Origin of the sequence: Hafnia alvei, from assembly GCF_900095695.1 — a bacterium.
Classification (GTDB): domain Bacteria; phylum Pseudomonadota; class Gammaproteobacteria; order Enterobacterales; family Enterobacteriaceae; genus Hafnia; species Hafnia alvei_B.
The window spans coordinates 92,608-118,225 of the sequence record NZ_FMIQ01000059.1 but is presented as its reverse complement, the minus strand read 5'-3'; the positions used below and the strand labels follow the sequence as shown (position 1 = coordinate 118,225).

Below are 25,618 nucleotides of genomic sequence, written 5' to 3'. Positions count from 1 at the left end.
CGCTTTTAATCGTTGTCAATTTTGCAGAAAGAGATAAAAATAAATATACTGATATTATATACAGTATCGTGGAGTGGTTTATGAGCGTTGAAATTCAGTACGTGGTTGTTCGTGATGGAGTAACAAAAATGACCTTTGCCAGTAAAAAAGAAGCAGATGCTTACGATAAGATGCTGGATCTGGCTGACAATTTGAGTGAGTGGCTGGCGGATTCTCCTATAGATTTAGAAGACAGCGCTTTGGAGACGCTCAGCTTTTACCTCGCAGAACATAAAGATCAGCTTTCGTTGCTATTGCGTGGCAACTCGCTTGAGTCGCTAAAAGCAGGTGATGAAGAAAAAAATGAGCCTAAAAAGGTAAAAGTCGCGGTTGATAACGCCGCCTAGTGTTTTAGTTCACATATTATTTACTTTTCTGGATCTAGAATGAAACGTGAGATAACATTTTACCGTCGTTTTGAAGCTGACATTTTGTCAGGTAAGAAAACCATCACTATCCGTGATAGCAGCGAGTCTCACTTTGAGAAAGGAGAGTTACTCAGCGTGAGCCGCTACGAAGACGGGGTCTATTTCTGCACTATCGAAGTTGAGAGTGTTACCCCCGTGTTGATGAGTGAACTGACGGAGCTTCATGCGGCGCAAGAGAATATGACACTGGACGAGCTGAAGCAGGTTATCAGCGAGATTTATCCAGGGCTTAATGAACTGTATGTGATTAGTTTCCGCATGCGTTAGCGCGCTTTGCCGTGTTCAGGCACACAGAGCGCGCGTTCATATCATGGAATAGCCACTGGCAGCAGGGACGATCTCTGCGCCAAAGCTAAATGAGGATTGAAAATGAACAAAATTACGTTAGGTGTGGCTGGATTGGCGTTGGCGTTTTCAGCTGGTGTTGCTCAAGCTCAACAGAGTGAGCAGCGCGTGGTGAAAATTGCTAACTGTGAGCAAACGACGGCAGCTCAGCTGTCTACGATGGTGAAGAACGACTTCTTACAAAATCGCATTCCGCGTTGGGCTGATGATAAAACATTGTTGGGCACCAGTACGCCAGTGGTGTGGGTGAGCCAGGATCAGATTACCCAAAAGGGGAAAGACTGGGTGCTTCAGCTAACCGTACGCGGTAACAAAGTCGACAAAAACTATACTGTTAACGTTGATTGCAAAGCCGGTAAACTCGAATACTCTCACCCAGAATAAAGTTAGTTCCTATATCATCTAAAACCTCTTTATTAAAGTTAAAGAGGTTTTAAATTTCTTTTTAGGAAAAACCACAAAGTCCATATGTATTAATCTTAGGTATAAATCTTATTTCTATTAAATTCTTTCCATTATTGCGCTGGTGTCACGACTTTAAAATTAGAAGCAGAAAGAAAAATTTTTGACTATAAAATTTAAATTAAAAAACATCTTGAACTGGGAATTTGGCTTAGTTCGATATCATGGTCTGAAAATTTTGTTTATTAGGATAAAAGTGCTAACTTGTGTGTTTCTCACTTGAGAGAATATAATGTAAAATAGTTTTACTATAAAGCTTATCTTTTTGAAATTTAAGGTTTATTGAGATATCTTCTCGCTTTGTTTAGTGTAATTTATCTTACGACGTCATGGATGTGATTGCCATTGTGCATGTAAGTATGTGTTATTTTACTGCTAATGTGACGCTGGGCGGCTTTAAGTCGCTATTTTAATGTACAAACCCGCTGGTAGATTGGAGGAAATATTCACTATTTCTTCAGATTTGTAATTTAAGTGTTTTGAGATTAGCGAATTCTAATCTGAATGCAGTTAAATCAAGCATCATTTTATTAATAATTAGATAACAAAATGAATAATAAGCATTATAATGTTCTGGGTGTTTTAGACCAGAATGTTTCTCCTTTGGAATTAGAGATGGCTTTGCAAACAGCGTTGCAATCGGCCTTCACTGAGCATGAGTTTTATTTAGACTATCAAGCACAATGCAATATTAATGGCACTTTATTAGGTGCTGAAGCATTAGTCCGTTGGCGTCATCCTCAGCAGGGGACGCTTTTGCCCTATGATTTTTTGGATTCCTTAGAGCGCTTTGGTTTGATGCACGCATTGAATCTTTGGATTGTTGATAATGTCTGTCAACTGCTGCAACGTGTGCATCGTGAAATATCCCCAGATTTAATATTGTCATTCAATTTGCCGCTCGCTCAACTTTACACAACGGAATTTACCGAGCAGATGGGTAATGTTTTACGGCGCTATGGTATTCCAGCAAATAGATTAGTTATTGAGTTGCTAGGTGATAATGATTTGTTTAGCGATCGGCTAATCATGACGGAATTACATAAACTGCGGGCACTTGGCTGCGGTTTGTCGGTGGATCATTTTGGAGACAATTATCAATTACTTTCCTTGCTCGCCGATTTGCCGTTAACGCAGATAAAAATCCCCGGCGAACTGATCCATGCCATGCAAAACCCTGATGCCTGTCAGTTGGTAGAGCATCTCATTTTGATCGCCAATGCGTTGAACATGAACGTGGTGGCAGAGCATGTTGAAACAGAAGAGCAGTTTAAAGCATTGGAGGCATTAGGCTGTCCTGCACTGCAAGGCTACTATCTTTTTAGTCCGATGAATGAAAAAAACTTTTTTATTGTGTGTAAACAGCTTACCGAGATCCGTAGGTCGTATAATAATGTAGAGAGGGATGAGTTATCTCCTATCGACTACAAGCGTTAAATTTGCCCCTTGCGTGAGCAATCACTGGGCGTAAGTTGGTCAGCGCTATTAAGTTACGATGCATCAGATTACAGGCGGTAAGCGTAGACAATGAATAAAGCCCCGATTGCAGCAAAACACCCGCATGTCATGGAAATGCATGGCGATACACGAACCGACAATTACTACTGGCTGCGTGATGATGAACGCAGCAATGATGCGGTTTTGAGCTATCTTGAAGCTGAGAATGCCTATACTCAGGCCAGCATGCGTGGTGAAGAGGAACTCCGAAAGCAACTGTTTAATGAAATGGTTGAGCGTATTCCTCAAGAAGATGAATCTGTGCCTTATCAACGCAACGGCTACCGATATCAGTCGCGATATAAACCTGAACAGGAATATGCACTGTATGTCAGACAAAAGGCTGATGCAGCAGATAGTCGCGACTGGGAATTACTCGTTGATAGCAATGAGCGCGCGCAGGGCCATGATTTCTACGCTTTGGGCGGCATTGAGGTCAGTCCTGATAATCAATTGATGGCTATCGCTGAAGATTTTCTCTCTCGGCGCCAGTATGACATTCGCATTAAACGCCTAAACGATCACAGCTGGTATGACGAGGTTCTGGAGAATACGGCGGGGCACTTTGAATGGACTAATGATTCCACCACGCTTTATTACGTGCGCAAACACCCACAGACACTGCTGCCGTATCAGGTTTATCGCCATCGTTTAGGAACATCGGTTGATGAAGACCAATTGATCTATGAAGAATCTGACGATACTTTCTACGTCGGTTTAGAGAAAACGATCTCCAACAAATATATTCTGATTCATATTTCGAGCACCACAACCTCTGAAATTTTGATGTTGGATGCGGATGATACCAGCGCGAACCCTGAGATGTTTTTAGGGCGTCGCCGCGATCACGAATATAGCCTAGATCACTATCGCGATACCTTTTATATCCGCTCCAATAAAGATGGAAAAAATTTCGGTCTTTATCAATCAACATCGAGTCAGGAACAGACCTGGCAGGCCATCATAGCCGCATGCGACGATGTTATGCTGGAAGGCTTTAGCCTATTTAAAGATTGGTTGGTGGTTGAAGAGCGCGAGCAGGGATTAACGCATCTGCGCCAGATCAAATGGCAAACCGGTGAAGAGAAGCATATCCGCTTCGATGACCCTACCTATATGACGTGGCTGTCGTTTAACCCTGAGCCTGATACCGCACTGTTACGCTATGGCTATTCTTCCATGACCACGCCAAGCTCTGTATTCCAGATCAATATGGATACCGACGAGCGCACGTTGCTTAAGCAGCAAGAAGTAAAAAACTTTGATGCAGGCGCTTATCGCAGCGAACGGCTGTGGGTAACCGCTCGCGACGGTGTGAAAGTACCGGTTTCCATCGTATATCGACAGGATCTCTTCCGTGCTGGGCGCAATCCCGTATTGGTCTATGGATATGGCTCCTATGGAAGTAGCATGGATCCCGCTTTTAGTGTCAGTCGCTTAAGCTTGCTCGACCGTGGTTTCGTATTTGCTCTTGCCCATATTCGCGGCGGTGCGGATCTGGGGCAACAGTGGTATGAAGATGGCAAACTGCTGCACAAACAAAATACCTTTAGTGATTTTATTAGCGTTACCCAATATCTCGTTGATGAGAAATATGCCAATGCCAAACAGGTTTACGCCATGGGAGGCAGCGCAGGGGGATTGCTGATGGGAGCGATTGTGAATCAGGCTCCTCATTTGTACCACGGTATCGTAGCTCAGGTTCCATTTGTGGATGTTGTGACGACGATGCTTGATGAGTCTATTCCACTGACCACGGGCGAATATGACGAATGGGGCAATCCAAATGATGCTGAGTATTACCATTACATCAAGCAGTATAGCCCTTATGATCAGGTGAAAGCGCAGGATTACCCCCATATGCTGGTGACCACTGGGTTACATGACTCGCAGGTGCAATATTGGGAACCTGCGAAATGGGTGGCAAAACTGCGCGAGCTGAAAACAGATGACAATCAACTTCTACTCTATACCGATATGGATGCTGGGCATGGTGGCAAATCAGGGCGCTTTAAAGCCTATGAAGATATTGCGTTAGAATATGCCTTTATTCTGGCCTTAGCCGGTATTCATCAGTAAATTTTAAAGCCTATGTATGCGAGCGTAATATCGCTTACCTCATAGGCTTTTTTCTTTGAATTTTTTCCTCTATTCGCAAGGATCCCTATGCCTTTTATCCAAATAAACGACCGTCAAATGCACTATATCGATCGCGGTGAAGGCTTTACTCTGCTTCTTGGCCATAGCTATATGTTTGACTCCAGCATGTGGGCGCCACAAATCGAAGCGTTGAGCCAGCACTTCCGTGTCATTGCGCCTGATTTATGGGGACATGGCAAGTCAGATCCTCTGCCGGAGTCTCGACGTGCGCTGAAAGATTTAGCCTGCGATCACTTAGCGCTCATGGATGCGCTGGATATCAATGAATTTGCTGTCGTCGGGCTGTCTGTGGGGGGAATGTGGGGCGTAGAGCTAGCGGCGATGGTTCCAGAACGCGTGCGAGCGTTGGTGTTAATGGACACCTTTGTTGGGTTGGAACCTGAAGTGACATTCAAGAAATATGATGCGATGTTAAATGCGATTGATGCAGCTGGCAAAGTGCCTGCTGTACTCGTTGAACAAATCGCGCCAATGTTTTTCCGCCGCGAACCGCTGCCCCATTTGGTGGAAGCATTAGCTGAACATTTAAGTCATATGCCAGAATCTGTTTTACGCCAAAGTATTGTACCCCTTGGCCGCATGATCTTTGGGCGCGGCGATAACTGTCCATTGTTGGAAGAGCTTAAGATGCCTGCGTTGGTGATCACCGGTGAACAAGATGCGCCAAGACCGCCATTAGAAGGTTATCTCATGGCTGAAATGCTCAACTGTAAGCAATTGGTTGTGCCTCAGGCGGGTCATATTTGCACGCTTGAGCAGCCTGAGTGGGTCAATGAAGCCTTGCTGAATTTTCTCATGTCGATTAAATGACAGGGCCGTGGAACAGGTCAGCAAACGCTGCTGATTTGATATAGCTGCACACTACAAAATGAATTAATAACGCGCCAGCTAAGCCTGGCGCGTTATTGTTTAGGCAAAACCGATAAAGAAACCTGCAATGGTGGCACTCATGAAATTTGAAAGAGTGGCAGCGGCCAGTGCACGAAGTCCCAACTGAGCAATTTCAGATGCGCGCTGTGGTGCAATCGCAGAAAATGCGCCTACAACGACGCCGATAGAGCCGAAGTTTGCAAAACCGCATAGTGCAAACGAGACAATGGCGATGGTTTTGGTATCCAGCGCACTGCCTGCTTGCAGATAGGGCGAAAAGCTGAGGTAGGCAACAAACTCGTTGATGGCCAATTTTTGCCCGATCAGACTCCCTGCAAGCGTGGCATCTCCCCAGTCGACGCCCATTAGCCACGCCAGCGGCGCTAAAATATAACCAAAGATACCTTCAAGCGTGGCGTGGCCGAAGCCAAACCAACCACCAACTCCACCAATAATGCCGTTGATGAGAGCAATGATCGCGACAAACGCCATAACGACCGTTGCTACGCCTGCGGCAATTTTCATTCCGGCAATTGCTCCGGCTGCAATTGCCTCAATAAAGCTTTTGGGTGGAGTTTCAGTAAACGAAAGATTATCAAAGGTTATTAGAGAAGCTTCGGTGGCGGGGCTCAGAATACGTGCAAACAAAATACCACCAGGGATCGCCATCAGAGAAGCAGCCAGTAGGTAATCAATCGGTACGCCTAATCCGGCATAGCCAATCATCGTCGATCCAGCGATAGAGGCCATCCCGCTGCAAATGACGGTAAACAGCTCATTGCGATTCAAACGGTCAATAAACGGTTTTACAATCGCGGGCGTTTCGTTTTGGCCAAGGAAAATAGTGGTTACCGCGACAAAAGACTCTATTTTACTAATGTTAAGTACTTTCTGGAAAATTCCGCCTAAGATACGGATTAAAATCCCCATCACACCTATATAATAAAGCAAGCTGACTAACGCAGTGATAAAAATAATGGCAGGTAAGACACGAAAGGCAAAAATAAATCCAGAACCATCAAACAGTTTATCCATTTTCGGCCCGACTAATGAACCAAAAATAAATGCGCTACCAGCATCGCTATAAATCATGACGTTATGTATGCCGAGAGCAGCCTGTTCTGCCAACCATTTTCCTGGTGGGAAATAGAGCATGGCGCCGCCGATGATAATTTGTAATATTAGCGCTGCACCAACGGTACGAATGCTTATTTTCTTTTTATTCACTGATAGCAAAAATGCAATTGCCAACAGTACCACCATACCTAGAATGCTTCTCATTGTATCCATTATGAATACCTTTTATAAACGTTTTATGGTATGACTGATATTAATAGGCAACAAGATGTTGCCTATTAATATTCGATAGACAAGGTGTATATATACTGCGTACCCCAAAAAGTGTAAGCCACATTGAGAGTGCTAAATAATTCACCTCGATGAACTCACCCAAGCCAGTCGTTGTGGTGTGCGAAGGCAGCCAAATAAAATTTAGTTTAGGGTATTGTAGATATAGTCTTTGTCACAAAATGGTTTATCAGTATGAATTAAATATACATCCGCACGCATTCTTCAACTACGTTCCAGAACCATTTGGTATCAATGGTCATCCCCACTTTGGTGTTAGCCCGTTTTCCGGTTACGCCGAGTTCATCGCATACAGTACGCCCGTAGCATGGACCGTCGTTCACATCGATTTCTACATACATATCCTGCATTTTGAAAGCATTAGGATTGATGAGATAGCCAATGCAGGTTGCATCGTGCACGGGGCCGCCAGCTAAGCCATAATTTTCATATTGTGTTTTAAGCGTAAAGTTCATGATGTCGCTGAACAATTCACCGGCGGGGCCACCTACTTTTTCCATTCGGGTAATGACATCCGCAGTGCAGATAGTCTGGTTGGTTAAATCTAACCCCATCATTACCAGCGGAACTCCAGAGGTAAATACCACGCGGGCAGCTTCGGGGTCGGCATAAATATTAAACTCAGCCGAAGGTGTAAAGTTTCCCGTGCCGTAGGCGCCACCCATTAATATAATTTCGCGAATTTTCGGTAAAATAGCTGGCTGCATACGCATAGCAACGGCAATATTTGTTAATGGTCCAACGGGGACGAGCGTAATGTCTCCATCACTGTCCATCAATGTGTCAATAATATATTGAATGGCATGCTTGCTTTCGGCTTTGCGAGTTAGTGGTGCAAACACAGGGCCGTCTAATCCGCTCTCGCCATGGATATTGTCAGCCACTATTTGTTCACGCATTATAGGCTGTGGCATACCAGCATGAATAGGTACATGAATACCTAGTTTCTGACACACGTTTAATCCATTAATGAGGGTTTTATTTAGCGTTTGGTTTCCTGCAACAATGGTTATCCCAAGTAAATCAATGGCAGGATGTTTTGCCGCAAGCATAATAGCAATAGCATCATCATGGCCTGGGTCGCAATCGAGTATGATTTTTCTTTTTTCCATTGTTATATCCTCTTTTATATTAAGAAATAATTTATTATTAGTTTAATAATTTCAGACATGTTTCTTCGCAGCGTTTGAAGCATAACAATAGAAAACGTATATTAAATATGAGAAATCTCATATCGGGGAGAGGGCGATGAAGGAAGTCTTGGATGCGAGTCTGCGGCAGCAACTGTTGGAAGCTACGGGCTATAGCCAAAATTTTTCTATTGATGTTGTGAGTGATACAAAGCTGTTCCACGTGCCCGCGGGGGATTTCATTGTCAAAGAGGGTCACTCTCCCACCTATCTGTTTTACCTTGCTCAGGGGAGGGCCAAGCTGTATTCAACGCAGGCTAATGGCCGCATATCCTTGATTGATTTCTTTGCAGCGCCTTGTTTTATTGGCGAAATTGAGCTGGTAGATATCGATCACGAGCCACGTGCTGTACAGGCTATCGAGGCCTGCTGGTGCCTAGCGCTATCGGTAAAAAAGTATCGTTCACCGCTGTTAAATGACGCGACTTTTTTGCGCAATCTTTGCGTTGCACTCAGTAAAAAAAATTACCGCAACATTATCTCGCTGACGCAAAACCAATCGTTCCCTCTGATTAATCGCTTGGCCGCTTTTATTTTATTAACTCAGCATTGTGACATGTATCGCGAAAAACATACTTCTGTGGCCGAGTATATGGGCGTTTCGTATCGTCACTTACTGTATGTGATCGCTCAATTCACGCAGGATGGGGTGTTGGTCAAGCAGAAGGCGGGATACATCATTACGAATAAAAGTGCGCTGACAGCGCTAGCGCTTGAGATGGCACCTGACAACTCACTGGCAGAGCTATAATGGGTATTGGCGCAACCTAAAAAGGGGCCCTAAGGCCCCTTTATGCATTCACATAGGATCTAGATCCGTTAATTAACGAATTAGAACTGGTAAACAACACCCAGTGCAACGATGTCATCCGTGTTGATGCCAGCGTTGTTAGTGAAGCGGTTGTCATCCAACAGGTTGATTTTGTAATCAACGTAGGTAGACATGTTTTTGTTGAAGTAGTAAGTCGCGCCGACATCAACGTATTTAACCAGATCCTGGTCGCCGTAACCGTTGCCGATGTCTTTACCTTTTGACTGCAGGTAAGCAACGGATGGACGCAGACCGAAGTCGAACTGGTACTGTGCTACGATTTCAATGTTCTGAGATTTGTTAGCAAAGCCGTAAACTGCATCTGGGCCGCTTGCAGAGAAATCACCGAAACGGTTAGCGTTATAAGCCTGAGTATACATAGCGGCTAAATAAACGTTGTTAGCGTCATATTTCAGACCACCGGTGTAGATATCTGCTTTATCGCCGTGACCATAATACTGTGCACGGTTCTGTTCGTTGGTACGGTCAGATGAAGAGTACGCTGCTGCTGCGCTAATGCCCCAGCCCAGATCGTAGGACAGAGACATACCGTAGCCGTCACCGTTCTGACCTTGAGCTGAACGACCATTGTTGGATTCTTCTGGGCTATCGTTTTTGCCCTGATACTGCAGAGCAAAGTTCAGGCCGTCAACCATACCGAAGAAGTCGGTGTTACGGTAGGTCAGCATGCCGTTACCACGTTGGAACAGGAAGTTATCCGCACCGTAGGTATCGCCACCGAACTCTGGCAGCACGTCAGTCCAAGAACCAACATCATAGATCACACCGTAGTTACGGCCATAATCCAAAGAACCGAACTCAGCAAATTTCAAACCAGCGAAGCCAACACGGGTAAAGTTGTTGTTATCTTGGCTTTCTGCATGGTTCAGGTTTGCTTGATATTCCCACTGGCCATAGCCGGTCAGCTGGTCGTTAATCTGAGTTTCACCTTTGAAGCCGAAACGAACGTAAGACTGATCGCCGTCTGAACCGTTGTCGTCTGAGAAGTAGTGCAGGCCATCTAATTTACCGAACAGATCCAGCTTGTTGCCGTCTTTGTTGTAGATTTCTGCAGCGTTTGCTGCGCCTGCAACTAAAAGTGCAGGGATGATTACTGCCAGCAGATTACGTTTCACTATGATATTCCTTCTTAGTTTTTTGACCGGCCAAGGTCAGTTATATGTGCCACTGCTTATTTATGTTTTTTTACACTCGCTGTGTGAACTTAAGTGCGTTCCATCAGTCAAAGTTCACGCTACAAGCATAGCTTAATAATATGTTTAATGCGCTATAAATAAAAAGTGCCTATGCGACGTTTATTTATTTTTTATGGTAATTAAATGTATTGAAATGTAAATGAAGCAAAGATAAATATACAAAGCTCAAGTGAGGCTCCCCATTTTCTTTCGAAAAAAGATACCCTTAAGTGATAATTCACAGTTCGAATATTCTCGTTTGATTTATAAGAAATGCCTCACCACACAAAATGCAAATTACAATGAAAAATATGATGTATAATTAAATCTCATCATTGTTACTGCATTTTTTTACTGTGTCTTAAGATTCTTTTTACACCGAGCCTTTATTTAAGGTTCGGTTTTTTTATCCATTTATTAAAATAAGTCGTTATTTATCAATGAGTTATTATGAGCTCTCGCGAGTTTGATGTTCATTTTTGATATTATGGAAAATATTTGCCGATGGACTATAATAAGAAATTACTTGTCAAATGATGCCGTTGTTAAATTGAGTTTTAGCTATTCGTGCTATTGCTTCTGGTATCTCTCACTTGTTATTCAGTTATATCCCTTCCTTTACACGTGCTATCCCTTTGTTTGGTCATTCAGGCTTGAGACAATAAACCGCACATATAATCAAGAATTAACAAATTTTGAGCTTCGGGGTAATTAAATGTGAAGTGGTATAACGGCTGCATTGAGTGGAAATAATCGAGCAGAGAATTATGGCTAGTATGCCTATATCAAAGGCGATTATTGGCTGTTAAACGATCTATTCAAGGGGGCTGAAGAAAGAAATAATGAAGGGGATAGAGAGAGGAATACTACAGCGATATTATTCTCGAACTGCTGACATTCCCAACTCGTACTTTCTGCGCCGATGGCCTCATTTTGGCAATAAAAAAACCCGCCGTAGCGGGTTTAAGATACGAAATACGTTTACTGATTAATCACCATCTGGATGTGCGCGTTTTGCTCTCTTTTCCGCGCGTTTCTCTGCAGGGCTCTTCAACGGTTTTTTCTTCGCATTCTTTTTGCTATCCATTCCCTTACTCATTTTGGCCTCTCTTAACCGTAGTTAGGTTGGTATGCCCGTTAACTAAAGCTCTCTACGGCCAAACTTGCAAGCTACATTTTGTATAGATAGTTCAACATAATGATTTTTATGAATTTATTAATCAGTGATGACAGATAGGAAAAGTATGTCAGTAAGTCGTTTATCGCATAGTTGAAAAACGTGAACATCTGGTTGCGATTTTGTTGCTGGCTGCATGGAAATGCGCGAGAGGAAAATGTAAGATATAAATCAATATGCTAGCGTATTTGATGACTTTATATGGGGGCGTAAACCTTATTGTGAGCGTCATCAATGCGTGAACCTGCGACTCACAAAAGGAATGCGATTCTATGAAAATGCTTAAAACGGCTCAATTTCACCTATCTGGTATCGGTGCCGCGCTGCTGCTGGCCGTTTCTCCACAGGTATTTGCTCATGCGCATCTTACCGATCAAACTCCTGCTGCTAAAAGCCAAGTGAGTGCACCATCTGAGCTGACGTTCGTTTTTAGCGAAGGTATTGAAGCGGGGTTTAGCAAAGTCACGGTAGTTGGTCCTGAAAACCAGCCGATCGCTACAGGCAAGTTATCGGTAGCGGGTAATGACAAAACCCATGTTTCCGTTCCCTTTACCCAGCCCTTAAATAAAGGTGAATATGCGGTGAGCTGGAACGTTGTTTCTGTCGATGGACATAAAACCAAGGGCCAGTACACCTTCTCTGTTAAATAGGGCTAATTATGAGTATCACGGCTCTCTATGTTTTGTGCCGTTGGGTTCATTTTGCCACTGCGTTACAAATTTTTGGCTTAGCTCTTTTTGTCGGGTGGATTGCTCCACCCGTGCTTCGGCATAACCTAGAAAAACAAACCAGAGCGCTATTGGGTACGAGTTTAGTGCTTTGTGCTTTTAGCTCTTGGCTTATGGTGACGTTACAAGCAGGACAAATGGGTGATGGCTGGCAAGACGTCATTAGCCCAGAAACTTGGCTTGCCGTTATGCAAACGACATTTGGCGAGGCGTGGCTGCTACAACTGATATTTTCCTCTCTACTGCTGATAGCGCCTTTATTCACACCAAATATTCGCCGCTTTTTACTCACCTTATTTGCCGCACTATTGCTGATCACCTTAGCTCGTACAGGCCATGCATCGGCGGAGCAGGGCATTAGCGGTATAGCACACCGGCTTAATAATGGTATTCATCTGCTGAGTGCGGGTTTTTGGTTTGGCGGTTTGCTGCCGTTCTGGCTCTGCGTACGGCAACTATCAGGTGCCGCTAAAGCTTTTGCCATGCAGGCGGTGATACGCTATTCGCGTTGGGGACACCTTGCGGTAGCGCTGGTCATCGTTACCGGCATAGGCAACGTGGCGTGGATTTTAGGCGGCTGGCCGCGGGTGCTCGACTCTGTCTATCAGCGTGGGTTGTGGCTGAAGATCTTGCTGGTGGCCGTGATGATCGGTATTGCACTTTATAACCGCTACCGCGTGGTGAGGAGCATGGGCCAAAACCGACAACGGGCATTAACGTTACTGGCGGGCAACGCCGTCGTTGAATGGTTATTGGCGCTGTTGGTTCTGCTTACGGTGAGTTTTTTCGCAACTCAGCCACCTATTTAGAATAAGATAGCAATAGTTTTTGATTGGACGACAGTGGAACTTCATGATGAAAAAAAGTGTGTTACTGACAGGATTATTGACGCTGGCGGGCGTTTTTTTATCTGCGCAAGCATTCGCGGCGCGTACCGTAGAGACGGTGAGTAAAGCGCAATTCGGTAGCCAGTGGGCCTTTGTAAAAGAAGAAGTGCAGCTGCAGTGCACAAAAAATCAGGCATTGTTTGTCATTAATGCCAGCACGCTGGCACAGTACCCTTTAGATGAGAAGGCAAACAGCTTGGTGAAAGCCAAAAAAATGGCCGCATTACCGTTAGAGACAATATTGCTAGACGATCCGAATCATCCTGGGCAAAAGATGAGCGTAGCGCCCTTTATCGAGCACGCGCGTCAGCTGTGTCAGTAGTTTTATAAGCAACATCAAGAGGCGGCGAAAAGCCGCTTCTTTGTTATATGGTGGGGATAAGGTGGCACTTGCCAGAGTACCACCGGAGGTGATTTATGCAGCGGCTGGCATACCGCATAGTTTGGTTAAACTTCGAGCGCCAACCATAACGGTGGCAACATAGGATTGACGGCGGGTCACAACTTCCACCGCGATGAGTTTATCTCGATATTTAATATGATAAGTAGAAGGCCATCCTTGACGGGCAAGGCCATAGGCTTTGGCATGCTGATCTATCGCTGCATGCGCGACAACGAGGTGAGAGAAGTTTGTATCGCCTTTAATGATTCGCTTCATAGAGGCTCCGTAATACATAAATCCGTCAAAATATTTGTCTGTCAGCACTGAGCTGACCTCTTTGTTATAGCACCAATATCAATAACATTGCAGTATGACTTTTTTGTGACACGATCAAGATCGGCTTATCTTATTTCAATTGCCTATAAAATAATCATATCGGTCATGGGCCGTTCATTGGTCGCTGATGAACAGCATATAGAATGATCGTTTAGCACGGCTGGAAAGATCCTTTAATGAATTAACACAAAGAATAAACAGGGCGAAGTGCTAGGCTGGGGAAGTACTTATATAACGAGGAGATGTTATGACACCGATATATACGCTGACGCTAGCTCCTTCACTTGATAGTTCTACGACAACGGCCAAACTCTATCCTGATGGCAAATTACGTTGCTCAGAGCCGGTTTATGAACCGGGCGGCGGCGGTATAAACGTGGCTCGCGCCATAGCCCATCTTGGTGGAGAAGCAAATGCCATCTTTCCCGCAGGCGGTCCAACGGGGCAGCACTTAGCCGAATTGCTTGAGCAAGAAAAAGTGGCCATTCAAACGGTGACCACGCAGGCCTGGACTCGACAAAATATGCATGTGCACACCGAAATTACCGGAGAGCAGTATCGCTTTGTCATGCCTGGTGCAAAATTGACGTCACAGGAGTTTGATCGTTTACGTGAGTGCGCTATGGGTATTCCTGAGGGAGCTATTCTTGTCATCAGCGGCAGTCTGCCCGAAGGGGTGACCACGGAAGAACTTCAGATACTGTTGCGTCTGGCACAAAAGAAAAATATCCAATGCGTGCTCGATAGCTCTGGTCATGCGTTGATGGCAGGTTTAGAAGTGGGCAATTTATTGCTAGTGAAACCGAATCAAAAAGAACTGTCTGAGCTTAGTGGTAAAGATTTGCTGGCAGAGCCTAGCGCCGTGCTTGAGGCTGCACAGTCTATTGTTGCGACTGGAAAATCAAAATACGTCGTGGTTTCGTTAGGGGCTCAGGGGGCGCTAGCCGTCGGGCAACATCACTGGGTTCAGGTTGTGCCACCGCCGGTAAAAATGAAAAGTACCGTTGGAGCGGGCGACAGCATGGTAGGTGCGATGGTGCTTAAATTGTCGCAGCAGGCGGATTTACTGGATATTGTTAGGTATGGCGTTGCCGCGGGGAGTGCTGCAACCCTAAACAAAGGAACTCGCCTTTGCCAGCAGAATGACGTGAATGCACTTTATGACTATCTCTGCCAGCAACAAACGCCGCTAAACGATTTATAAATATCGCCTCGAATCACTACCCATCCTAGCGATGGGTAGAACCGTTAGTCCATCACCGTTTTATACAAAATCAGTAATGCACCGATTACACCTTCGAAAGTTGATCTCATTACAAAGCCGGACATGAACAAGAACAACCCACAACCAACTATCATCCAAAAATAAAATTGCTTAATCATGACTTCTACATCCTTTCTTTCAGCCATGATCCTAACATATTCATATTATGAATGTTTGATAAGTGAGAACTCACTTTCCTAATAACTGTCATCGGTGGGCTAATTTTTAATCTCAGCACTCCGCTACGTGCGGCTGCTCGATGTTGCGATTGATGATCTAAATGCTGCTATTTGTTTGTTTTATTTAGATAATTAAACGCTTACGTATAATTTATAAAAAATATTTTTATTTTATTGCAACTATTTTACGGAAATTGACATTTCAAACTATTAAAATAGTGCCCTGTGGAATATTCAGCTGATGTAAATCAAGTTTATCTTTCTCTTTAATTTGTATTCTTAAGGTGAATAATAAATGGAGGTTACATATGCTTAGGAATAGAGCATGGGTAAGCGGGATAGCATTGTTGCTTGCCCTGCATGCGCCAGCACACGCCACGAACAAGGGCACAATTCGTTTCGTAGGTTCGATTGTTGAATCAACTTGCGACATTACACCAAGCGGTAAGGGCTTCCATTCATCATGCTACAGAGATGGTGATTATCTGGAACGAGCGCACAGTGTGTTAAAAAGCGGTGATAAGGTTAGTTTGCCCACTAATGTGGCTGATGTTCATTTGAAACCCATCGATGGTCACCCCAATCTGGGACATTTAGTGATTAACTATCACTAAGAGCTCCTTTGCTGAGTGTTTCCATGGTTTTGCTTTTGCATGGAAACACTCAAGCCCTTCCTTTAAGACTTTTCTCCTTGAGGCGTTTTATCAAAGCCGGGATAGTGCGTCATATCGATAACACTAACGGCAACACGCGAGTTATTCATGCAGTGTATGATCTCTGCAAACAGAGGGGAATTAACCAATGAGAACCATATTAACTGCCGCGATATTATTCGCGTTGGCTGGATGTAGTAGCCCTGAATCAATTACAGCGAATAAACATCAGGTCATGGATTTAAAAATAAGCCGTTCTGCCGGTATCTATTCTCAGTGTCTAAATAAAAAATGGTCTGATATTAACCCTGCTACACGTTATTATAACAATAATAACACGCATACTATTGCTAGCTATTTAGATGGGCAAGGGGAAATGGCATCGGCAAAAATCCAAACGATAAGCGATAATCAGGCCGATGTAGAAATCTTTCTAACATCGCGTGGCAACAGCCAGCAAGCCTTACTAGAAGCCGCTAAAGCCTGCGTTTGACGTTCATTGATAAGTGGTGTCACCCCAGAATATAGCGTTCAGCCACGTTATAGATAACCAAAAGAATAAATATAATGAGAGTTAATATCAGCACTTTAATTGTCGTTAACTTTCTTTTTGGCCATAATATGAAAGCTACAAGACCTGCTATTACCAAAGTCACTGGATAAAAATAGAATAGGCTGAACCATATAATAACGATGTAGTCGTGAAGCATTATTTTCTTCTCGATTACCTTGCCGCATAAGCGGCAAGGTAATGTTATTCTTTAGCTAAAGAATTTACCTTTCAACATATCTAATCCTGCGCTGACCAATGAGTTTCCTTGCGGAATTTCACCGTTAGGTGAAAGGCCATCAATCAGTTTAGGTAAATAGGTGGCCAGAAGCTGCGATGCGCTATCGGTGTTAATGCCAAGAGAGCTTGCAAGCGCGGCGATGGACTCAATACTAAACACATTCTCGACTTGTTGGCCGGAAATAGGTTGGTTACTGCCGCTGCTAATCCATGACTCAACAATACTTCCCAGTCCTTGGCTGTGAAATTTTTCAACCAACGCGCCTATACCCCCTTGCTGTTCTACCCAAGCTAAGATGGCTTTAACGTGATTGGCATTGTCACCTTGGCCGCCTAAAACGCCGCCTAGGCTATCTAATAATCCCATGATGTGACTCCAAATTCGGTAAATAATAAGGAAACTTAATACTTCGTTGGCACAGTATACCGTGCATGGCCTTGAAGCCAATGGCTAAAGTATGGCTAAGAATCGATGATTCGGATGATATTTAACCGATGAAATAACTTTCAGATCAATCTTAAAAAACTGGTTAATTTGAGCAAAAAAAGGTGATGGATTTGAATAATGGTCATTCTTCTCCTAGGCTTATAGAACACAATAGCTACAAGGAAAGAGAAAATGAAATATACGAAATCAGTTGTTATGGGGATTGCCGCACTGACGACAGCTTTTGCATTATCTGCCTGTAGTACTTACGATCGTGCGGCAAGTTATGTCACCGAACCCGTGGTTAAAGACGTTAAAGTTGGCATGACCAAACAACAGGTTGTTGATATTGCCGGACAACCAGCAACCAGCATTACTATGGTTAATGCTCGTGGAACCTGTAGTACTTACCTGATAAGTGGAACAGATAAAAAGCCACAAAACTATTTTGTTAGCTTCGATGATACCGGTAAGGTCCTCAATAAGGGCTACCAGTCTTGCTCTGAATATGACACTAATCCTCAAAAATAAATCTGGATGATGTTAATAAATTCGCGTTTTCTGGCGGCCTTTTAGGGCCGCTTTTATTTGTCCTATTGGCTGGCCATTTTTTGTGCGCCGCGTCACGGTTTTATTGACATGAATTTTAATTATCACTAAGCTCCAACCCAACACCGGTAGCTAATATCTGTGCGTAAGCGTTCACGTCATCCAACGCATTTAATCCTGTTTGCTATTTATGCAGGGGAGAAGGCGTTTCTTTTTGGCTTTCTCCTTGCTTTTGGAGTTAGCACTGTATGTCTCAATCTCATTTTATTAGTACCCCCAAAGCAAATCATGCGTTGTTGCCTTTGACGTCAGCCGTTTTTCTTACTTATCTCACGGTCGGATTACCTTTACCTGTTATTCCCTTATATGTGCACAACCAATTAGGCATGAGTAATACCATGGTTGGTATTGCTGTGGGAATGCAGTTTCTTGCAACGGTGCTCACTCGAGGCTATGCGGGACGGTTAGCCGATCAGCAGGGAGCAAAACGATCGACGCTTCAGGGTATGCTGGCCTGCTCGCTCGCAGGCGTTGCTTATCTGTTGGCGGCGCTGCTGCCGGCTGACGCTATGACCAAATTTATCATTCTTTTGGCCGGGCGTTTGGTATTAGGTTTTGGCGAAAGCCAGCTGCTGACTGGAAATTTAACCTGGGGTTTAGGTCTGTTAGGACCATCACGCTCAGGTAAAGTGATGTCATGGACGGGCATGGCTATTTACGGTGCCCTTGCGGCAGGTGCGCCACTTGGCTTGTTACTGAATCAATATTGGGGATTTGCCGCATTAGGCGTTTCTACTCTGATATTACCGCTTGTGGCTATTTTGATTAATTTCAAGGTTAAGCCGGTTGCTCCTCATGCTGGTCAACGCATTCCAATGTGGCGGATGCTGGGTAAAATTTGGCAACCCGGTGTGGCTCTGGCACTTCAAGGTGTTGGCTTTGCCGTTATTGGCACGTTTATTTCGCTATTATTTAGTTCCCACGGTTGGTCGCATGCGGGATTGGCACTCACCAGCTTCGGACTTTCTTTCGTGTTAATGCGAGTACTGTTTGGCCAGTTGCCAGATCGGATGGGGGGAATGAAAGTTGCTATTGCATCGTTGGTGGTTGAAACCGTAGGGCTAATCCTGATTTATGTAGCAAGCACCTCCGTTGTGGCCCTCATCGGGGCTGCCTTAACGGGAGCTGGGTGTTCGTTAATGTTCCCCGCGTTAGGTGTTGAAGTCGTAAAAAGAGTGCCAGCTCATGTGCGTGGTACGGCGATGGGAGGATATGCTGCATTTCAGGATGTTTCCTACGCTATCGCAGGGCCACTAACGGGCATTTTGGCAACTACGTTAGGCTATTCATCGGTATTTGCCGTTGGAGCAGCATGCTCGGCGTTGGGTATTATCGTTATCCTGCTCTTCCTACGACCAGCTGCGTCGCAGACCATTGAGTCTTAGGTGAAAAAATCAAGGCCTCGAATGAGGCCTTGAACTAGGCCGGAAATAGTAGGGTAGATAATAGAAACAACAGGTTACATTGCTCTATAGTCGACTAAACACCCCTATACACACCTTGAGTGTGGACGCGATGTGGACATTAAACATCTGCTTTCCCCTGTAATGGATTATATGAAATTGCATCCTGTAAAAAGTCGGGGGCAAAGTGAGCATAGTTCATAGTTTGTTCGATTTTAGAGTGACCCAAAATCTTTTGCAGAGTAATTATATTTCCACCATTCATCATAAAATGTGTGGCAAATGTATGCCTCAATGCGTGGGTTGACTGTCCATTTGGTAAGTCTGGCTTGGCGTTATTTACTGCGCTTCGAAAGCCGCAATAAGAAGCCTTTGGGAATAATAAGCCGCTTTTTTGTTGCAAAATTTCTGCCGCAACCTCTGAGGAAATAGGAACGCTACGTCGCTTCCCATTTTTGGTCTGTACGAACGTCACCACATTATGCACGACATGTTCTCGTTTCAACTTCGTTGCCTCCCCCCATCTAGCGCCAGTGCTAAGACAAAGAATGGCAATTTTACGGTTGTCACCAGTTAATATCGAAAGCAAGGTGGCAATCTCATCACTATTGAGGTAACTCATTTCTGTGTTTTCCTCTTTGAGCTTTCCAGCCCCTCTAACTGGGTGTTCGCCAGCATAGAGGTCTGACTCGATAAGATCGGTGAACATGCCGCTAATCGCCGTCATTTCCCGATTGATGGTAGATGCTTTTACTCCCTCAGCTAACCGCTCAGACCTATAGGCTGTTATGCGCGCTCTATCTATCTGAAATGTTGCGGGATTACCCATCATTCTTGCGATTCTCTCTAATTTCATTAGCGCAGATGTACCATGGTCACGGTGCTTGCCATGGTATCGCCACCAAATATCAATCAAGTCAGACAGTGGGCGTTTATCTGCTGGCTTTGATAACCACTCTTTAGTGTGGTGATTGGCATTCGTATAACGCTCAAAGGCTAATGCCTCATGTCTTTTGTCAAACTTCCGACGGATACGCTTTCCGTTGCGCCCATTCGGTCTAATGTCCACTTCATAGCGACCATCTTCGAGTTTCTTAATTGACATAAGAAATCCCTCCAATAGGTCTTATAACTAACTCTTTATATGTATATGCATAACAGGTTGTTACAGGGCATCTACTACACAGATACGCACCGTAAATAGTTAGCCAATCTTTTGGTCTGAGTGCTGCGAGGTTGTTTCGTCTTGCCCATAGTGTGCGAGTGCCGGAGCAATTTGTCCGGATTCAGGTGCGATATCACCAGTCATAAACCACATCATGTATTTTTTAAATTTAGGGTGATTAAAAATTTTCATCCCGACTTCAAGAGTCATTTTCATACGCTCCAACTCATACCCAGTGAGACTTCCATAAGGAATATCAACGAGTTCGCTCATCTCTTTGCGATTAAGTCTTTCTGACTCACGCATCAACTTAAGTTTTTCACCTTGTGTGTTTGTTGACATAAAAGTGCGTATCCACTAAATTGTTTATCGTATTAGCAAAACCCAACAAAAGAACAGACGTTTATAGATGCCTATAGTCGCCTACAGTCCATTTATCGGAACCGACAAAGAGATTATCAGATGAGCAAACAGGTAGTAAGTCTTTCGGACGCTTTGCCGTGCCCTGAGTTTGCGAAAATCATTGGGAAAACCCCCTCAGCGGTCACAAAAATGATCGACAAAGGCAAACTGCCATACGTTGAAATGAAGGATCCGCAGTCATCCACAGGACGCGCCGAGAAGTGGGTTTACATCCCCGCTTGGAATGCTGGCTTGAAATTGGCCTATGAAAGCCGCCCTAAAGAGATTAGAGAAGGGTGGTTGCAATGGTTAGGGCTTGGTGAGCCATCAAAATAACTTCCAAAGGAGGGGATCATGAAGCAACCAATCTCAATAGCTCCATTGCTCTGGAACCATCAGACAGCTCGCTCACTGGATACACACATTACCCACGGCAAAGGCCGCAAGGGGATCATTATCCGGGGTAGAAGTTTAGGCAAGACCAAAAGCATCAACCGCTTTATTCCATGGGGGCACCATGACCGTTGTAACTCTTGATTCAGTAAAAGAATTGCCAGCTGGCTTGCGCGATATAATCAGCAAACATCTAGCGGCTCCACGCTGGAGCGAAACTTGTGGCTTTTACAACCGTATGACTGAGCGCGAACGGGCGACAATCTGTTTTCATGCGTTTTTAAAACAGCATTATGCAGTGGTTAAGCTAGAGGAGATGAATGACGCCGATCGCGAGCGCGTGGTCTGTGTCATTGCAGAACTAAGCCGCGCATTTGCTGAATATCGTAAACATGGTATTAGCAAATCTGGCTTTATCCGTCGCCTAACAGTCAGTCAGCGCAGAACGCTTTTCCGTCATGCTGGCCTTACTGATATCGAGTTTAGCCAACCATATTGGTATATGGATAATGAAACATGCTTATGGCGTGAAAAGTTATTCCGTGCCTTACGTGAATTATTTAGCTTATTTAGATATGCCCCAACAGTATTAACAGCGGTAAGACCCGAGCAATATCTCCACTAATTAAATAACGTAATTATTTAATAGGCGTTTTATTACGTCGGGCTTCTATTATCTGAGGTTAATTATGCATATGTATAAAACAGTCGGCCAAGAGATGCACCGAAAAGCCGAAGCGGAAGTTCAAGAACTTCTATTAAATAATGCTCGTAATGAGGGAAAGGCTGCCGCCGCTGTAATGTTCTCCGTTCGACTCGATGAGATTCTGGTTCATGTTCAGAAAGAGGGGCTATCGAAAGCCGAGCTTGTCGAGCTTATGACGCAGGAGTCTATCAAGCTGCATAACGAAGGTTTAAGCCATCGAGGTTTTTACTAATGGCTAAAACATTTAATTGGGTATTTATTAATAATTGGTTTGCTATTGCTAAGTGTGACGATAGTTCATTTATCCTTGCCGATATTAGAATGGATAAAGAGACTAAGGTAAATAATTACCCTGTCCGCGCTGTGTATTCAAATAAATTAACTTTAATTGCAGATATTACAAACCTGTGCGTTAAGCGTGGTGTTTATTTGAAAACAATTACAACACCTTCCGAGCTTATGCGCGAAAGCCATCACTTTAATGAACTAAGCCAACAAGCGCTATTTCAGCTCGATAATTAATGAGGTTAATCATGATTCATATTTCTATTGGCAAGGAGTTTGTTATTACCTCTGACTCTCTGCAATTCATTCTCAATCAAAAAAAGATAGCGCAAAAAGGCTCTAAAGCAGGTGAGGAGTGGCTTGACCCTATCGGCTATTTTCCAAGCCTAAACCAGCTTGTCACCGAGCTGGTTAATCGCCATGTTCGCAACTCGACCGTGGCTAGCATAGCAGGGCTAGGGGCTGAGATTGGCAGTATCGGAAAGCTTTGTCAGGAAGCATTCACTGTAGGTGGTGGCAAAAAATGATCAGTAAAGGTTTTATATTCTCTAACCACCTCGGAAAGATCATTGTGCTAGAGAGAAATATCGCTCAATTCTATCCATCCATTACAGATAGTGGAGTGTTTCACATTAGGCTTCATAGTGGAAAGTATTACCGTGCTAAAGATATTGAGATTGTCAAAATAGATATAAGCGACCTACATAATGAGGCCGCAGAAATTATCCAATCAGAGCTTCATGTCTGATGATGCTTCGACCAATGCTTTATTTAAAAGCTGGTTAAGCATTGTACGGAATGCATGTTGCTCGTCACTTTGGGGAGGACATTTACTTAACTCCCCCTGAGTGACGCGCCTAAATGTACCAAATTCTTGCAGCGATGAAACACCAAGCTCGCTCATTAAGCCGAGTATTAGAGCTTTGTGAACTTTGAGCTCAAGTTCCAGCTCACTGAATTTTTGTTGTAATTCGTAAAATTCTTCCGTGTCCATATTTTTTACCCAGAATGATAAATGGAATGAAATATTACCATGAATTCTTATAGAGGCCGTATCGCCCCAACGCCACCGCCAGCTTTTAACTCTGAACCTCGTGCGCCTTTTGTGGGCGCGTATAGCTGGAATGCACCACGCGAGGCTATTGGTAAAGAGAGACCTCTTACCCGTGAAGAATACCTTCAGGGGCAAGACGCCTTACGCAAAATTGACTCACTGCCGTATTTCCTCAGCAAGATTTTCATTGAGCGCCATAACTACCTGTTAAACACACAAGGGATACTGGCCGCGCACCGCTTTCTATACAAAATTTATTTGCCGCGTATCCACCCGAGACTCGAGTTTGTTAACACTAAATTCGATATGGACGTCAAAGCCTCACTGCGATTTTTGAGTGAGCTAGAGATTTATCGCGGCTTGCCTGATATGCACGATAAAGAGTTAAAGCGGCTAGCCGGTCGCATAGCGGCTCAGTTGTATTCTGCTTATGAGGAACTGAGCGACGCATTTCTCGAATGTCATGATCAAGAGGCGCTTTTTACCGATGAGGCTCAAGTCGATCTCTATGCTCATGTAGCTGGCGTAGCACGCGCTTTTAATATTACACCGATGCACTGGCACCGTTTTCGCAAGAAAAAGCTAGATATGCATGGCGCATTCCGCAGCATCTTGCGCCTCATCAATGATGAATGGTGGATACGTAAGCTCAAAGCGCAGCGCACCCAGTGGCGTGAGGCACTGCTTATCGCCGCCGGTGAAGTCAATTTCAAACGCTCATCTTATGCCAGTAAGCAAGCGATCAGTGATGTTCGCGCCCGTCGTGCGGCTAATATGGAATACCTCAAAGGGTGCGACCTTGAGAACGTCGAAACCGGCGAACGAATCGACCTGATAGATAAAGTCATGGCGAGTATCTCTAACCCTGAGATTCGCCGCATGGAGCTGATGAGCACTATTTACGGTATCGGAAAATATGCCGCTGAAAAAAATCACATCGGTATGTTTGTCACTATCACCACGCCCTCGAAATATCACCCGACCCGCACGGTAAAAAACAAGCGTGACAAACAATGCCAACTTAACCACAAGTGGGATGGAGAAGCCTTTTCCCCGAAAGATGGCCAGCGTTATCTAGTCAGAATCTGGAGCAAGATGCGCACCGCATTCAAAGACCGCGATCTAAACGTCTATGGGATTCGTGTGGTTGAGCCTCACCACGACGGGACACCTCACTGGCATATGGTGCTGTTTTGCGACCGCAAACAACGCGCGGCTATTGTTGAGATTATGCAACGTTACGCGTTAAAAGAAGACGGTGACGAACGCGGAGCTCGTAAGCAGCGCTTTGAGTGTAAGCACCTGAACAAAGGCGGCGCGGTAGCCTACATCGCTAAATACGTTTCTAAAAATATCGATGGTTATGCGCTTGACGGCGAAATAGACCATGACACCGGCAAGCCCTTATCTCAGACCGCCGCCGCCGTTACAGCATGGGCGTCTATCTGGCGTATTCCACAATTTCACCCGATTGGTATTCCTACAATGGGCGCATACCGTGAGTGTCGCCGCCAAAGCCTACGCGGTATCAGTATCGCCGATAGTTTTGATGAAAGCGTCGAGGCTGTTCGAGCAGCTGCCGACGGTGGTGACTTTGCGGCCTATATCGAGGCGCAGGGCGGTGCAAATGTAGCAAGAGATTTACAGACCGTTCGTGTCGCTCGCGAGATAGCCGACGAGCTCAACGAATACGACGAAGAAGTCCCGAAGGTTGTCGGCATCTTTGCGCCGCATCTTGGTGAAAGCCACATCCACAAAACTCGCGAGACTCAATGGCGCATCGTTAGCAAGGCCGTTGACGTTGACCTTGATCCTTTGACTTTAAAAAGCGCCTCTGGCGCGCCTCGGAGTCCTGTCAATAACTGTGGGGAAGGGCACCATAGTGTTGATATAAAACCACCGGTTACACCGTCTGAGTACGCCGCAGCGGTGATGAAACTAATAGAAAGCGGGGATGTGAGTTGGGATGAGCCTGACGTCGCCAAGGTGATGAGGGACACTGCAAAGGCACAGTCGCCAAGAGTTAGTCGGCTTCAATGTAGTACAGATCCATATAAACCGCGAGATTTAGCGCCATCTGCACGGTTTACCCGCAGTGAACGGGATAGAATGTGGCAAATTAGCCGCGATTTAGTAAAAGGAGGAATTGTAGCGCAGCGCTGGGAACTTGAGGCGTTGGTGCAGGGGGCTACCATAAGCTTTGACGACAAAATAGTTTCATATCCGCAGCTCGATGAATGGCAGGGATTTGGTGACATCTCGAGTATATAAGGCATAAGGTTATAAAATCACATAGACCTGAAAAGCACTAGCTAAAATAAATTCGATTGAACAAAGGCTGATTTTTTGAATACATTTTCAATGTTGAGGTTAAATTGTTGTTTTTAAAAATTAACAAAGCACGATATCTAT

At 44.6% G+C, this 25,618-nt stretch carries 28 protein-coding genes; 20 read left to right on the top strand and 8 right to left on the bottom strand.

What is annotated here, in order from left to right:
* The first annotated feature begins 80 nt into the window (after positions 1-80).
* The 6 genes from BN1044_RS16370 to BN1044_RS16345 all read left to right on the top strand — a co-directional run bounded on the left by BN1044_RS16370 (position 81) and on the right by BN1044_RS16345 (position 5,741).
* Entirely contained in the window at positions 81-386 is a 306-nt protein-coding gene (locus BN1044_RS16370) for a YebG family protein (RefSeq protein ID WP_072309588.1), read from the top strand.
* A 39-nt stretch (positions 387-425) separates the two neighbouring features.
* Entirely contained in the window at positions 426-734 is a 309-nt protein-coding gene (gene yqfB / locus BN1044_RS16365; RefSeq protein WP_072309587.1) for a N(4)-acetylcytidine aminohydrolase, read from the top strand.
* 102 nt (positions 735-836) lie between these two features.
* Positions 837-1,196 carry a protein YebF gene (yebF, locus tag BN1044_RS16360; protein ID WP_072309586.1) on the top strand — a complete coding sequence of 120 codons (360 nt, stop codon included), beginning with the start codon at positions 837-839 and terminating at the stop codon, positions 1,194-1,196.
* 627 nt (positions 1,197-1,823) lie between these two features.
* Entirely contained in the window at positions 1,824-2,711 is an 888-nt protein-coding gene (locus BN1044_RS16355; RefSeq protein ID WP_072309585.1) for an EAL domain-containing protein, read from the top strand.
* A 90-nt stretch (positions 2,712-2,801) separates the two neighbouring features.
* The gene (locus tag BN1044_RS16350; RefSeq protein ID WP_072309584.1) at positions 2,802-4,850 is read left to right on the top strand and encodes a S9 family peptidase; all 2,049 of its coding nucleotides are present in this window, start codon (positions 2,802-2,804) and stop codon (positions 4,848-4,850) included.
* An 87-nt stretch (positions 4,851-4,937) separates the two neighbouring features.
* Positions 4,938-5,741, top strand: coding sequence for an alpha/beta fold hydrolase (locus BN1044_RS16345; protein WP_072309583.1), 804 nt, complete (start codon positions 4,938-4,940; stop codon positions 5,739-5,741).
* A 99-nt stretch (positions 5,742-5,840) separates the two neighbouring features.
* Here the strand turns inward: BN1044_RS16345 and BN1044_RS16340 are convergent, their stop codons facing one another.
* Positions 5,841-7,091, bottom strand: coding sequence for a NupC/NupG family nucleoside CNT transporter (locus BN1044_RS16340; RefSeq protein ID WP_072309582.1), 1,251 nt, complete (start codon positions 7,089-7,091; stop codon positions 5,841-5,843).
* Between the two features lie 257 nt (positions 7,092-7,348).
* Entirely contained in the window at positions 7,349-8,281 is a 933-nt protein-coding gene (gene rihB / locus BN1044_RS16335; RefSeq protein ID WP_072309581.1) for a ribosylpyrimidine nucleosidase, read from the bottom strand.
* Between the two features lie 136 nt (positions 8,282-8,417).
* Between rihB and yeiL the strand changes: the two genes are divergently transcribed.
* Positions 8,418-9,110 (top strand): transcriptional regulator YeiL, encoded by a 693-nt coding sequence (yeiL, locus tag BN1044_RS16330; protein ID WP_072309580.1) that lies wholly within the window; start codon positions 8,418-8,420, stop codon positions 9,108-9,110.
* An 80-nt stretch (positions 9,111-9,190) separates the two neighbouring features.
* Here the strand turns inward: yeiL and ompC are convergent, their stop codons facing one another.
* Entirely contained in the window at positions 9,191-10,306 is a 1,116-nt protein-coding gene (ompC, locus tag BN1044_RS16325; protein ID WP_072309579.1) for a porin OmpC, read from the bottom strand.
* Between the two features lie 1,509 nt (positions 10,307-11,815).
* Between ompC and copC the strand changes: the two genes are divergently transcribed.
* The 3 genes from copC to BN1044_RS16310 are packed head-to-tail and all read left to right on the top strand — an operon-like array spanning position 11,816 to position 13,480.
* A complete protein-coding gene (gene copC, locus BN1044_RS16320; RefSeq protein WP_072309578.1) occupies positions 11,816-12,193 on the top strand; it encodes a copper homeostasis periplasmic binding protein CopC in 378 nt (125 codons plus the stop codon).
* 8 nt (positions 12,194-12,201) lie between these two features.
* Entirely contained in the window at positions 12,202-13,080 is an 879-nt protein-coding gene (gene copD, locus BN1044_RS16315) for a copper homeostasis membrane protein CopD (RefSeq protein WP_072309577.1), read from the top strand.
* A 46-nt stretch (positions 13,081-13,126) separates the two neighbouring features.
* Positions 13,127-13,480, top strand: a complete 354-nt coding sequence (locus BN1044_RS16310; RefSeq protein WP_072309576.1) for a YebY family protein — start codon at positions 13,127-13,129, stop codon at positions 13,478-13,480.
* Positions 13,481-13,573: 93 nt separating this feature from the next.
* Here the strand turns inward: BN1044_RS16310 and BN1044_RS16305 are convergent, their stop codons facing one another.
* Positions 13,574-13,816, bottom strand: coding sequence for a DUF4060 family protein (locus tag BN1044_RS16305; RefSeq protein ID WP_008813610.1), 243 nt, complete (start codon positions 13,814-13,816; stop codon positions 13,574-13,576).
* 307 nt (positions 13,817-14,123) lie between these two features.
* On the opposite strand from BN1044_RS16305, the gene pfkB reads away from it, so the two are divergent.
* Positions 14,124-15,080, top strand: coding sequence for a 6-phosphofructokinase II (gene pfkB / locus BN1044_RS16300; RefSeq protein WP_072309575.1), 957 nt, complete (start codon positions 14,124-14,126; stop codon positions 15,078-15,080).
* Positions 15,081-16,120: 1,040 nt separating this feature from the next.
* Positions 16,121-16,465: an RNA helicase gene (locus tag BN1044_RS16290; protein WP_072309573.1), complete on the top strand. Its 345-nt coding sequence runs from the start codon at positions 16,121-16,123 to the stop codon at positions 16,463-16,465.
* 268 nt (positions 16,466-16,733) lie between these two features.
* Here the strand turns inward: BN1044_RS16290 and BN1044_RS16280 are convergent, their stop codons facing one another.
* Entirely contained in the window at positions 16,734-17,129 is a 396-nt protein-coding gene (locus BN1044_RS16280) for a YidB family protein (protein WP_072309571.1), read from the bottom strand.
* A gap of 252 nt (positions 17,130-17,381) precedes the next feature.
* Between BN1044_RS16280 and osmE the strand changes: the two genes are divergently transcribed.
* Complete coding sequence (gene osmE / locus BN1044_RS16275; protein WP_072309570.1) at positions 17,382-17,720, top strand: osmotically-inducible lipoprotein OsmE; 339 nt, start codon at positions 17,382-17,384, stop codon at positions 17,718-17,720.
* Positions 17,721-17,986: 266 nt separating this feature from the next.
* Positions 17,987-19,183 carry an MFS transporter gene (locus tag BN1044_RS16270; RefSeq protein ID WP_072309569.1) on the top strand — a complete coding sequence of 399 codons (1,197 nt, stop codon included), beginning with the start codon at positions 17,987-17,989 and terminating at the stop codon, positions 19,181-19,183.
* Between the two features lie 139 nt (positions 19,184-19,322).
* On the opposite strand, the gene BN1044_RS16265 is transcribed toward BN1044_RS16270, so the two are convergent.
* Together BN1044_RS16265 and BN1044_RS16260 are read right to left on the bottom strand one after the other, a co-directional pair.
* Positions 19,323-20,306, bottom strand: coding sequence for a phage integrase (locus BN1044_RS16265; RefSeq protein WP_046449251.1), 984 nt, complete (start codon positions 20,304-20,306; stop codon positions 19,323-19,325).
* Between the two features lie 99 nt (positions 20,307-20,405).
* Entirely contained in the window at positions 20,406-20,708 is a 303-nt protein-coding gene (locus tag BN1044_RS16260; protein WP_046449252.1) for a helix-turn-helix domain-containing protein, read from the bottom strand.
* 120 nt (positions 20,709-20,828) lie between these two features.
* On the opposite strand from BN1044_RS16260, the gene BN1044_RS16255 reads away from it, so the two are divergent.
* The 5 genes from BN1044_RS16255 to BN1044_RS16235 all read left to right on the top strand — a co-directional run bounded on the left by BN1044_RS16255 (position 20,829) and on the right by BN1044_RS16235 (position 22,679).
* A complete protein-coding gene (locus BN1044_RS16255) occupies positions 20,829-21,104 on the top strand; it encodes a Cox family DNA-binding protein (RefSeq protein WP_046449253.1) in 276 nt (91 codons plus the stop codon).
* Positions 21,105-21,285: 181 nt separating this feature from the next.
* Positions 21,286-21,786 (top strand): hypothetical protein, encoded by a 501-nt coding sequence (locus tag BN1044_RS16250; protein WP_025796747.1) that lies wholly within the window; start codon positions 21,286-21,288, stop codon positions 21,784-21,786.
* 70 nt (positions 21,787-21,856) lie between these two features.
* Positions 21,857-22,099 (top strand): DUF2732 family protein, encoded by a 243-nt coding sequence (locus BN1044_RS16245; RefSeq protein ID WP_230793562.1) that lies wholly within the window; start codon positions 21,857-21,859, stop codon positions 22,097-22,099.
* The gene (locus BN1044_RS16240; protein ID WP_072309568.1) at positions 22,099-22,389 is read left to right on the top strand and encodes a DUF5405 family protein; all 291 of its coding nucleotides are present in this window, start codon (positions 22,099-22,101) and stop codon (positions 22,387-22,389) included. The genes BN1044_RS16245 and BN1044_RS16240 overlap by 1 nt, the downstream gene beginning before the upstream one ends.
* Before the next feature lie 11 nt (positions 22,390-22,400).
* The gene (locus tag BN1044_RS16235; RefSeq protein WP_247650371.1) at positions 22,401-22,679 is read left to right on the top strand and encodes a DUF5405 family protein; all 279 of its coding nucleotides are present in this window, start codon (positions 22,401-22,403) and stop codon (positions 22,677-22,679) included.
* Positions 22,680-22,882: 203 nt separating this feature from the next.
* On the opposite strand, the gene BN1044_RS16225 is transcribed toward BN1044_RS16235, so the two are convergent.
* A complete protein-coding gene (locus BN1044_RS16225) occupies positions 22,883-23,146 on the bottom strand; it encodes a hypothetical protein (RefSeq protein ID WP_025802593.1) in 264 nt (87 codons plus the stop codon).
* A gap of 39 nt (positions 23,147-23,185) precedes the next feature.
* On the opposite strand from BN1044_RS16225, the gene BN1044_RS16220 reads away from it, so the two are divergent.
* A complete protein-coding gene (locus tag BN1044_RS16220; protein WP_072309567.1) occupies positions 23,186-25,477 on the top strand; it encodes a replication endonuclease in 2,292 nt (763 codons plus the stop codon).
* The last annotated feature ends 141 nt before the right edge of the window (positions 25,478-25,618 follow it).